At 69.9% G+C, this 11,084-nt stretch carries 8 protein-coding genes and 4 pseudogenes; 4 read left to right on the top strand and 8 right to left on the bottom strand.

The genetic code is table 11. The features are described from left to right. The 6 genes from GJ632_RS14160 to GJ632_RS14135 all read right to left on the bottom strand — a co-directional run. Positions 1 to 416: hypothetical protein (locus GJ632_RS14160; RefSeq protein WP_191453301.1), on the bottom strand; the 416-nt coding region annotated here is incomplete at its 3' end. Positions 417 to 630: 214 nt separating this feature from the next. Next, the gene (locus tag GJ632_RS14155) at positions 631 to 1,239 is read right to left on the bottom strand and encodes a mechanosensitive ion channel domain-containing protein (RefSeq protein WP_343161192.1); all 609 of its coding nucleotides are present in this window, start codon (positions 1,237 to 1,239) and stop codon (positions 631 to 633) included. A 208-nt stretch (positions 1,240 to 1,447) separates the two neighbouring features. After that, the gene (locus GJ632_RS14150) at positions 1,448 to 2,458 is read right to left on the bottom strand and encodes a hypothetical protein (RefSeq protein ID WP_191453300.1); all 1,011 of its coding nucleotides are present in this window, start codon (positions 2,456 to 2,458) and stop codon (positions 1,448 to 1,450) included. 121 nt (positions 2,459 to 2,579) lie between these two features. Then, the gene (locus GJ632_RS14145) at positions 2,580 to 3,185 is read right to left on the bottom strand and encodes a protein sorting system archaetidylserine decarboxylase (protein ID WP_089803954.1); all 606 of its coding nucleotides are present in this window, start codon (positions 3,183 to 3,185) and stop codon (positions 2,580 to 2,582) included. Further along, positions 3,185 to 4,228, bottom strand: coding sequence for an AAA family ATPase (locus GJ632_RS14140; protein WP_191453299.1), 1,044 nt, complete (start codon positions 4,226 to 4,228; stop codon positions 3,185 to 3,187). Before GJ632_RS14140 ends, GJ632_RS14145 begins: the two co-directional genes overlap by 1 nt. 33 nt (positions 4,229 to 4,261) lie before the next feature. Beyond that, on the bottom strand, positions 4,262 to 4,747 hold the full coding sequence (locus GJ632_RS14135; RefSeq protein WP_089803952.1) for an SHOCT domain-containing protein: 486 nt from the start codon (positions 4,745 to 4,747) through the stop codon (positions 4,262 to 4,264). Between the two features lie 107 nt (positions 4,748 to 4,854). Here GJ632_RS14135 and rnz point away from each other — a divergent pair. Both rnz and GJ632_RS14125 read left to right on the top strand, forming a co-directional pair. Further along, positions 4,855 to 5,843: pseudogene (gene rnz / locus GJ632_RS14130) on the top strand (ribonuclease Z). A 45-nt stretch (positions 5,844 to 5,888) separates the two neighbouring features. Beyond that, a pseudogene (locus tag GJ632_RS14125) lies at positions 5,889 to 6,760 on the top strand (PhzF family phenazine biosynthesis protein). A 22-nt stretch (positions 6,761 to 6,782) separates the two neighbouring features. Here GJ632_RS14125 and GJ632_RS14120 read toward each other — a convergent pair. Next, on the bottom strand, positions 6,783 to 7,208 hold the full coding sequence (locus GJ632_RS14120; protein WP_343161191.1) for a hypothetical protein: 426 nt from the start codon (positions 7,206 to 7,208) through the stop codon (positions 6,783 to 6,785). Between the two features lie 2 nt (positions 7,209 to 7,210). After that, positions 7,211 to 8,196, bottom strand: a pseudogene (locus GJ632_RS14115) (prohibitin family protein). Between the two features lie 120 nt (positions 8,197 to 8,316). Between GJ632_RS14115 and GJ632_RS14110 the strand changes: the two are divergent. Both GJ632_RS14110 and GJ632_RS14105 read left to right on the top strand, forming a co-directional pair. Beyond that, positions 8,317 to 10,294 (top strand): annotated as a pseudogene (locus GJ632_RS14110) (DUF460 domain-containing protein). Positions 10,295 to 10,583: 289 nt separating this feature from the next. Then, positions 10,584 to 10,808 carry a hypothetical protein gene (locus GJ632_RS14105; protein WP_191453297.1) on the top strand — a complete coding sequence of 75 codons (225 nt, stop codon included), beginning with the start codon at positions 10,584 to 10,586 and terminating at the stop codon, positions 10,806 to 10,808. Positions 10,809 to 11,084 lie beyond the last annotated feature (276 nt).

Raw genomic sequence — 11,084 nt, 5'->3', positions numbered from 1 at the left:
GGCACCGAGACGGCGAGGGCGGGGGTGAACAGCGCACCGACGAGGTGGGCGACGCCCGCGAGAGTCCACGCCCACGTGGGCGACCATCCGCCGCCGTCGCCGGTGTCGTCGTCGGTGCCGTCGCCGTCTCCGGTGCCGTCGCCGTCTTCGGTGCCGCCCTCCCCACCGTCGCCGACACGGCGGAGTGCCCGCACGTCGAGGACGAGGCAGACGAGGACGACGAGAGCGACGAAGACGCCGACCCACTGCGCGAGGACCGACAGAACGAACGAGGCGAGGGCGACGGCGACGTTCGGGTCACCGCCGGCCGCGGAGACGGTGATGAATCGGCGCGTGGCGAACCGCGTCAGGAGGGCGGTGACGGCGACGAGGGGGAACGCGAGGACGCCGTACCACCAGTTGGAGGGACTGGACACGAGGTGTGCTTGTCTGTCGGGTGAGTTAAACGTCACTTCGTCTCCACCTCGCGCTGTAGAGCGGTGAGAGGCGACGACGACGCGGCCACCGGGAGAATCGAAACGTGACCTCTATGGCCCGTTTCCGACCAGTCACGTCTGTGCTGGCGTGTGCGCGCCTGTCCGATTCCCGGAGTGTGACGCGGGGGTTCCGGCAGAGAGGTGCGACGGCACGTCAACCGTCGCCGTCGTCGACGACGCCCACACCCGGAAACGTCGGCGTCTCGATTCCCTGCGCTTCGAACGCCGCGAGGGTTCGCTCGGTCACGTCGGAGGCGAAGGCGAACTCGTCGCGCAGGTCCGCGACGTAGGCCTTGCCGCGAATCGTCCGGTAGTAGGTCTCGTCCTCGACGAGGACGACGACCGGGTGGTCGTCGTCGACGTAGACGTACCGCGAGGTCACGAGGGCGTCTTCGACGATGCCCGTCGCGCGGTCGATGTCGGCGCCGGGGGCGACTGCGACGTCCACGACGACCATCATCTCGGGGTTCCCGTCGTTCGCGTTCGCCACGTTCGAGGTGAACAGACTCGCGTTCGTCACCCGAACCACGGTGTCGTCGGGCGTCGTCAGCGTCGTCGCCCAGAGTCCGATACCGGTCACCTCCCCGTAGTCGCCGTCGATTTCGACCTTGTCGCCGACCTGATACGGCCGTTCGGTGACGAGGAGCAACCCGCCGACGACGCCCGCGAACAGGTCCCGCAGTCCGAACCCGAGCGCCGCCCCGAGCAGGCCGGAGACGGCCAGCAGTTGGGCCGAGGACAGTCGGAGGAGCGGACCGAACACGAGGTACGTCGCCGCGCCGTAGACGAGAAACTTCGTTATCGGGATGAACAGCTTGATCGTGATACGGCGCCGCGGAGAGCGCTCGGCGAGTTCCGAGAGGACGGACGCAGGAACCGCCCGAGCAGATACGCGACCACCAGCACTACCGCAGCGTTGACGAGCACACTGGGCGAGACCTGAAACCCCTCGGCCCCGGTCTGGAGGAGCGTCACAGTATCCGCTCCCGTTCGGTCGCGACGACGACGGAGGGAACGGCCGCCGGGGCGAGGTTGACCCGGTCGTCTTCGACGGTGACGAGTTCGTCACGGACGAGTCGCCCCAGCACGCGGTCGAGCCCGTCACCGACGATTTCGGCCAGTTCGGCTCGGGAGACGGACTCCTTCGCGAGGACGATTCGGAGGCAGAACGCCTCGTCTCGGTCGAGCGTCAGGTCTGCTCCGGCCGCGACGACGTCGCTGGGCCGGAGTTCGTCGCCGCGTTGGCGCTCCCAGAGACCGGCCGCGACGCCGACGTTCCCGTTCGAGACTGCCGCGAGGCGTTCGAACACCACGTCTTTCGGGTCGAGGTCTCCGTCTCTGCCGGCGGTGCCGACGCCGGGGATGTTCACGACGGGGTACGGTATCGACCTGGAGATTCCGCGCCACTCGACCGGACGATGGCGAATCGAGACCACACTCCCTCGTTCGGCGTCGTCCGCGAGGAATCGAGCCGTGTCCCCGTATCGGCAGAGGATGGCGTCCGCCAGTTCGCTCGCGCCGAGCGGACGGAGTTCGACGGTGACGGGGAACTCCCGTCCGATCCCCTGCGTCGTGTCGAGGTACGTCCACGCGTAGCGGTTCCAGCCGGTCACAACCGGGGCGTCGCGTCCCACCAGCCAGTTCAAGAATCGGTCGAGCAGGTCGAAGCCGCCGACGGCCCGCCGGTAGAGGTGCTGGCAGCCGTCGACAACGACCGGACCGTCGCCCAGCGCCGTCAGTCGGTCGGCGGCGTCGTCGTCCGGTCGGAGGCGAATCCGAACGGCGTCCAGTCGCTCGGCCGCGGCGTCGAGAACCGTCTCTCGGCCCGCAAAGGGGTCGCCGACGACGGCGACGGGACCGGTGCGGTCGGACAGGGCGCCGGCGAACGTTTCGTCGTCGCTACCGAGAAGCGCGGCGACGTCGACGCCCCCGTCGGAATCGGAGCCGTCGGCGGCGCTCTCGGTCACCCGACCCTCAGCCATCGCGCCGTCCCCCGCGCATACGACTCGACGTTCGACGGCGGGCGTAATAGCAACTGGGGAGCAGGCGCATCTGGAGCGCGGACGACATCTTCCACGGGGCGTGCGCGTCCGGCCGGCGGCGTCACGCCTCGCGCCGCGCGACGACGGACTCGCCCGCCCGGAGCGTGTCACCCTCCTCGACGAGGAGGTCGTCGCGGTCGTAGCAAGGCGGCAAGAGCACGTCCGCGCGACTGCCGAAGTCGATGTGACCGACGCGTTCGCCGCGGCGGAGTTCGTCCCCCTCTCGCAGATAGGGGTGGATGCGGCGGGCGAACGCGCCCGCGATGAGCGACAGTTCCGCCGGCCCCTCGGGCGTCGAGAGGTCCACGTCGACGCGTTCGTTCCGCTCGGACTCCTTCGAGAACGCCGGCCGGTGCGCGCCGGGGCGGTGTGTGACGCGTTCGACCGTCGCGTCGAACGGCGCGCGGTTGACGTGCACGTCGGTGACGTTCATGAACACGCCGACGCGGACCTGTTCGCCCTCCTCGCGGACGACGGAGACGCGGCCGTCGGCGGGCGAGAGGACGCCCCGCGCGGACGGGCGGCGGTCCGGGTCGCGGAAGAACCACAGGACGAACCCGCCGACGAGGAGGCAGACGAGGGCGAAGGGCGGCGCGACGACGGCCGAGACGGCCGCCGCGAGGAACGCCGGGAGCGCGAACCGCCGGACGCCGGGCGCGTAGCGCATCAGGCCAGTCGCTCCCCGTCCAGTTCGTGCTGTCCGGTCGCCCACGCCGACAGGAGATGCGTCAGGTGGAGTCGGTCGTCGAGGCCGGACGCGAGGTCCAGGTCGACCGACCCGGCGAGGCGGTGGAGGCGAACGACGTCCGCCTCGCCGAACTCCTCGGGGTATCTGTCCGCGATGCCGAGGAGGTCCCGCAGCAGTTCCTGCCCCTCGAACCCCTCGTCGTCGAGGAGAGTGGTGAGCGTCTTCCGGGCGTCGCGTATCTCGCCCGCGCGCGCCGTCTCCAGAACCTCCTTCAGCGTCTCGTCGTGACCGACCTCAGAGAGGGCCGCCTGCGCCGACGCCATCGTTATCTCGCCGTCGCCCTCGACGGCGGCGCTCTGGGCGGCGAGGATGGCCTCCCTGAGGTCGCCGTTCGCCTTCGAGGCGACGATGTTCAGCGCCATCTCCTCGGACGCGACGTCCTCGCTCTCGGCGATGTCGGCCAGAATCGCCTCCGTCTCCTCCGTGGAGGGGGCCCGGACGGGGACGGGGAAGCACCGGGAGCGAATCGGCGGGATGAGCTTCGTCGGTTGGCGCGTCGTGATGACGAACTGCGTCGTGCGGTGGTGCTTCTCCATCACGCGGCGGAGAGCCTGCTGGAAGTCCTCGCGGATGTGCTCGGCGTTGTCCAAGAGGATGGTCTTGTAGTCGCCGGAGACGGGGGCGTAGCCCGCAGACTCCTTCAACACGCGGCTGATCATGTCGCGCTTTGCCATCCGGCTCCGGCCCATCAGGAACTGCTCGAAGCGGGGGTCGGTGCGAATCTGCTTCTTCGTCCGCGAGAAGAAGTCGGCGACGTTTATCTCGACGAGGTCGTTGTCGGGGTCCTCGTGCGACTCGCGGGCGAGTGCGCGGACAGCGGCCGTCTTGCCGACGCCCGGCGGCCCCTGCAGTACGAGGTTCATCGGTTCGTCCACGGTCCGGCCCAGTCGGTCGCGGACCTCCGACTGTGGAAGGTCCGAGAGCGAGGGCGCGTGCGTCTCCGTCCACAGGGGCGCGTCCATCGGACTCGGGTAGCATCCCGAGCGTAAGAAACCCTACGTCTCCGTCTCGGGCGACTCCCGTTCGCGCCGCCGTCGGCCGGTCCGTTCGCGGGCGTCCTCGGGCGTCTCCGTCTCCAGCAGCACTTCGAGTTTGTGCTCGAACTGTTCGTCCGAGAGTTCGCCGCGGGCGTAGCGGTCCCGGAGTCGGTCGAGGGCGTCGGCCACGGAGTCGTCGTCCGCGGCCGCCTCGTCGGCGCGACGGCGCACCTCCGACTCCGGCGGGACCTCCGCCGCCGACGAGTCGCGCAGGCGGTCTTCGAGGACGGCGACGAGGGGAACGACCACGGCGAAGCCGATGGCGAAGATGGCCCAGAACGGCCCGATGGGGAGGAGGCCGAACAGCGAGCCCAGTCCGAGGCCGAGGACGAGGAGCGAGGCGATTCCGGCCCAGTCGCCGCTCCCGTCGTCCCACCAGTCACTGTCCCACGGCGCGTCCCGCCCGCGGGCGTCTCCGTCGCTGCGTCGACGTCCGTCGCTCATACGTACGACTCACTCCCGAACCGCAAAAGAGTGCGTGCTATCGGCGGACTACCCCCGACCGATTCGACACGGGTTTACCGCCGCCGCCATTCAGTCGAAGCATGTCGATGCGCGTGACGTTCCTCGGGACCGGCGGGGCGGTGCCGACGACCGAACGAGGCCCGAGTGCACTGCTCGTGAACCGCGACGGCGAGCGACTGCTGTTCGACTGCGGCGAGGGGACGCAGCGACAGATGATGCGCTTCGGGACCGGATTCGGCGTCTCGCACCTGTTCGTCACGCACCTCCACGGCGACCACGTCCTCGGCATCCCCGGCCTGATTCAGACGTGGGACTTCAACGACCGCGAGGAACCGATAGCCATCCACGCGCCGCCGGGGTCGAAGCGACACCTCCAGAGTCTCGTGAACGCCGGCGGCTACCGGCCGGGGTACCCCGTCAACGTCCACGAGGTCAAGCCGGGGACCGTCGCCCTCGACGGCGACGACTACGAGGTCCGGACGTTCGAGACCGAACACCGGAACGTCCGGTCGATGGGGTACGCGCTGGTCGAGGACGACAGACCGGGGCGGTTCGACCGGGAGCGAGCGGAGGAACTCGGCGTCCCCGTCGGCCCCGACTTCGGCCGCCTGCACGAGGGCGAGGCGGTCGAACTGGACGACGGCACCGTCGTCCGCCCCGAACAGGTCGTCTGCGACCCCCGACCCGGCCGGCGACTCGTCTACACCGGCGACACCCGTCCCGTCGACGCGACGGTCGGGGTGACGGACGAACCGGACCTCCTGATTCACGACGCGACGTTCGACGAGAGCAGGGCCGACCGGGCGCGACAGACCGGCCACTCGACGGGTGCGGAGGCGGCCGAAATCGCCACCCGCGCCGGCGCGCGGCGCCTCGCGCTCACCCACATCTCCTCGCGGTACGCCGGCGACGCCTCGCCCATCGAACGCGAGCGCGGGCGGCGTTCGACGGCGAGGCGTTCGTCCCGCAGGACGGCCAGAAACTCGACCTGCCGTACCCCGACGCGACGAGTAGGCGTCGGCGACGCGCGACCGACGGCGGCGACTCCCCATCACCGTCGTACGGTAGCACGTGACATTCCTTCCGTAGCCTTTTCTCCGACGGCGACGCAGTCGGCCCCATGCCGCGGAATCCGTTCCACCTCGTGGACGTGTTCGCCGAACGGCGCTACGCCGGGAACCAACTCGCCGTCGTCGAGGACGCCGCGTCGCTCACGGACGAGGAGATGCAGGCGATAGCGCAGGAGATGAACTACTCGGAGACGACGTTCGTCGAGGGCGACGCCGCGGACGGCGCGTGGCCCGTCCGCATCTTCACGCCGGAGGCGGAGATTCCGTTCGCCGGACACCCGACGCTGGGGACGGCCGCCGTCCTCAGAGAGCGGTTCGACGCCGGCGACGACGTGGTCTTGGACCTCCCAGTCGGCGAGATACCCGTGGAGGTACGCGGCGCGGGCGACGACGAGGCGTACTGGATGACGCAGAACGCCCCCGAGTTCGGCGACGAACTCGACCACGGCCGCCTCGCGCGCGTCCTCGGACTGGACGACGCGACGTGGACCGCGAGTGGCCCGTGCAGGTCGTCTCGACGGGGTTACCCGCCGTGCTGGTGCCGTTGACCGACCGCGACGCCCTCGAACGGGTGTCAGTCGACCGCGCGGCGTACGACAGTCTGCTGGACCGGACCGGCGTCGAGAACGTCTTCCCGTTCTGCGCGGACCCCCGGTCCGAGGACCACCACCTCGCCGCGCGGATGTTCTCGCCGGGCCACAGCGTCCCCGAGGACCCGGCCACGGGGAGCGCCAACGGCTGTCTGGCGGGCTACCTCGCGCGGTACCGCTACTTCGGCGACGACGAGGTGGCCGTCTCGGTCGAACAGGGGTACGAGATGGGCCGGCCGTCGGTGCTCCACCTCGAAGCAGAGGCCGGCGACGAGGTTGCTGTCCGCGTCGGCGGCGAGGTGGCGTTCGTCGCGGAGGGGTCGCTGCTGTGAGACGCCGCCGGATTCGGGAGCCTCAGGGTAAGCAGTCGTCGCAGTAGCGGTTCGTCCCGTCGTCGAGGAGGACGAGGGGGACGCCGAGGACGACGAACTCGCGGACGAACCGGCGCGTCGTCGTCGCGGGCGCGCCGCAGTCGATGCAGGCGACGCGGCCGGGAGCGACGCCATCGTCGCCCGCGCCGTTCTCGCGGCCGTCGTCCGCGCCGTCCGCGCCGTCCGCGCGGCCATCGCCCGCGCCGTCCTCGCGCGAGTCGAGCAGTCGCGTCCGGGCACCCACCGTCGTCCGCGCGTAGGCGGGGTCCCGCGTCAGCAGGTACGCCATCCCGCCGAGGACGGCGAGACTCACGAGTGGGAGGACGAACCGACCCGCGGGCGTGCGGGCGAGTGCGCCGAGGGCGACGAACACGGCGACTGCGACGAGCAGTTCGGTCCGGAGGCGCACGGTCAGGCGTCCGCGGTGCCGTTCGTCGACGAGTTTCCGCCGACGCCCGACGACGCCGCCCCGGACGTGTCGACGGTGACGTTCGAGACGTTGCCGGCGTTCGACCCCGGCTCTATCGAGCGGACGAACTGCGGGTAGCCGTCGCCGCCGACGGGGATGTACACCGTGTCCGTCCGGTCGAGTTTCTCGATGTACTTCTGCGTCAGGATGCGCTGGTCCAGCGAGTTCGAGAGGATGCGGTTGGCGTCGGCCTCACCCTGCGCGGCGATGCGCTTCCGGTCGGCCTCCAGTTTCTCGACGGCGAGTTCGTCCTGCTTCTGCTGGCGACGCTGTTCGGTTATCTCCTTCTGCTCGACGGCCTGCGCGTACTGCGCGGGGAGTTCGACGTTGCGAATCTGGACGGCTTCGAGGATGAGACCCGCTTCGGCGAACTCGGTGGACAACTGCTCTTCGGCGGCCTGCTTCAGCCGGGTCTGTCCCTCGCCCGTGTATATCTCCGTGACGGGCAACCGACCCGCCTCGTGCGGAGCACCGACCGGATGGAGGGGCGAATCAGGCGCTCTTCGGCCGTCGGGAGCGTCCGGTAGTCGGTGTAGAACTTGACGGCGTTGCCGGCGTCGATGCGGTACCGGACGGTCACGTCGATGTCGGTGCGGAGGCCGTCCTCGGTGAGGACAGTGATGGCGTCGTCGCGTTGGCCTTCGGCCCCTTCGCCCGACTGCGAGGACATCGTGTACGACTGCGGGCGGACGGAGAGGGAGGCGGTGGACTGCGAGACGGGGTTGACGAAGTGCGCACCGGGCTGGAACACTTCACCCGTCGTCGCGCCCCACTTCTTCACGACTTTGACGTTCCCCTCCTCGACGGGTTCCCACGCGAGGAGACCCGCGACCGGAGCGGCGATGAGGAGGAGGGCGATACCGGCGGTGAGTGCCATCCGCGCGAGCGACTTCGGCGACGCGGAGGGCGGGGAGATGTCTGCGCTCACGGGCGGAGTTAGGCGTGGGAGGATTTGTTAGTTTCGTAGCACGAGGGGACGGTGAATCGAACCTGTCGGTCGATTCGCCCCCGGCGTGGGATTCATATCCATACGCCACCAAACGCTCGTGTGAACGACCGGACGAGCGCGCTCGACTCCCTCGTCTTCGGCGTGGACATCCAGAGCGGAGACGTGCGCGGCGACTCACCCTCCTACGCCGTCGTCGCGTTCGACGGCGAGAACATCGACCGCGACGTGGTCTCGCACCGGAAGTTGCGACGACTCGTCGAGCGAGAGCGTCCGGCCATCCTCGCCACGGACAACATGTACGAGTTGGCGGCGGACAAGGACGAACTCGTCCACTTCCTCCGCGCCCTCCCGACCGAGACGAAACTGGTGCAGGTGACCGGCGCCGAGCGACCGGAACCCCTGTCGCGAGTGGCCTCGCGCCACGGCGTCCCCTACGGCAAGAAGCCGATGAAGGAGGCCGAGGCGGCGGCGCGACTCGCGGCGGTCAACGTCGGCTACGAGGTGTCGGCGTTCACCGACACGACGACGGTGAAGGTGTCGCGGGGACGTTCGACCGGGAAGGGCGGGTGGAGTCAGGACCGCTACACCCGCCGCATCCACGGCTCCGTCAAGCGTCGGAGCCGGGAGATAGCGGACCGACTGAAGCAGGCCGGCCTGGAGTACGAGGTGGACCCGACAGAGAAGTACGGCGGCTACTCGAACGCGGTGTTCACCGTCGAGGGGCGGCCCGACGACATCCCCGTCTCCACCGGCCGCGCCGGGGACACGCGCGTCGAAATCGAGCGGGAACGCCGCGACGGCATCGAGTTCGAACCGCTCGTGAAGCGCCGCGACCACGTCATCGTCGGCATCGACCCCGGCACGACCACCGCGACGGCCGTCGTCGACCTCGACGGCAACAAACTCGACGTCCACTCGACGCGCACCGCCGACACCGCCGACGTCATCGAGTGGCTCATCGAACGCGGGCGCCCGGTCATCGTCGCCGCCGACGTGGAGCCGATGCCCGAGACAGTCGAGAAGTTCCGCCGGAGCTTCGACGCCGCGGCGTGGGTGCCCGAGTCGGACCTCCCGGTGGACGAGAAGCTCCACCGGACGCGCGACGCGGGCTACGAGAACGACCACGAACGGGACGCGCTGGCCGCCGCCCTGTTCGCCTTCGACGACCACGAGGACCAGTTCCAGCGCATCTCGCGGAAGGTGCCGCCGAACATCGAACGCGGCGAGGTCATCGCCCGCGTCTCGCCGGCGACGAGTCCGTCGAGGCGGTCCTCCGCGAGATGACCGGCGACGACGGCGGCGACGACAACGAGGAGTCGACGCACGAGGAGCGGGAACTGACCGACGAGGAGAAGAAGATTCGCCGGCTGGAACGCCGCGTCGAGCGCCTCGAATCGCACACCGAGAGCCTCGAAGCGACCATCGAGGAGAAAGACGAGACCATCGAGGAGTACAAGGAGGAACTGTCTGAGGCCAAGCGGGAGGAACGGCGCGAGGCCAGAGAGCGACGGGAGGTGCAGCGTCTCGAACGCGACAACAGCCGGCTCGAACGCGAACTGGCGTCCGTCCGCGAGGAGAACGAGGAACTCGCGGAGAAGATAGAGCGCCTGAAGCGCCTCTGGAAGCTGGACCACTCGAACTTCGCCGACGTGAACACCAACAAGAACCTCGTCCCCGTGAAGGTGGTCGAGCAGTTCACGAAGGACGCCATCGAACGCGCCGACGAGGCGTACGGACTCGCCGCGGGCGACGTGGTGTACCTCCGCGACGCCTCCGCGCGGGGCGGTCGACGGCCGAGCGACTCGCGGAGACGGACCCCCGGGCGGTCATCCGCTCCGGCGGCCTCTCCGACGCCGCCGACGACGTGCTGTTCGACCACGAGATTCCGGTCGGCCCGGCCGACGGCGTGACGATGCAGGAGATAGACGAACTCGCCGTCGCCCGCGAGTCCGACGTGGCCGAACTCATCGACGACTGGGAGCGCCGCGCGGCGGACCGCCGGAAGGAACAGCAGTCGCAGATGGTCGACCGCATCATCTCCGAACACCGCGCCGAGACGCGGAGCGAGAGTCGCTGACGCGACTGCGGCGCGCACTCGTCTCTCCCGAACGTTCAAGTCGACCGACAGCAACCCTGCGCTATGCCCTTCTCTCCACCCGGCGGCGTCGCGCTCTCCTTCGTGTTCGCAGTCGCCTTCGGCGGCGCCGTCGGCCTCGTCGCCGGCCTGTTCGCCCTCCCGTTCGCGCTCTCGACTCGCGTCCGCGCCGCGGTCGAAGCGGGACCGACGCCGGAGTTGCTGCCGAACGTCCTCCTGCTGTCGGCCGCCGGGGGGGACGCTGTTCGCCGCCCTCCACTTCTGTCTCGCGTTGGCGCACGGTCACGGCCTGTTCGCGGTGTCCGGGCGGGAGACGGTCACGTTCGTCGCGGGCGGGACGACGGCGCTGGTCGCTGCCGCCTTCCTCGTCGCGCGGGGGTTCGAGGCGGCCGCCGAGGGTCGAACCGACCCCGTCGGCGTCGGCGGCGGGTGCCTCCTCGCCGCCGTCGGAGCGGGTTACGGTGCCGCGGTGACGGTCCTGTCGTTCGTCCGCTGACCCGGCGGCGCGGCGCTCGGGCCGAGACGACGGTCAGACTGGGCTTGGTCGGCCGGACGCCGCGCCGCGACCGGAGGCGGGAGTCGACACGACAGGGAGAGAGAACTTTAGTGGGACTGAGACGCAAGGTCCGATATGGCCTCGCTGTCTCCCAGTCTGTCGGTCCTCGTCCTCCTCGTCACCGTCCTGTACGGCGCCGGTATCGGCGTCGCCGCGGGCCTGTTCGCCCTCCCGTTCGCCGCCTCCTCGCGGTTCCGCGCCGCGTTCGGCGGCCGG

Source organism: Halogeometricum sp. CBA1124 (genome assembly GCF_009741955.1).
GTDB classification, from domain to species: Archaea; Halobacteriota; Halobacteria; order Halobacteriales; family Haloferacaceae; genus Halogeometricum; species Halogeometricum rufum.
Note: the sequence above shows the minus strand (reverse complement) of the source record. Positions and strands in the feature narration are given on the sequence as shown.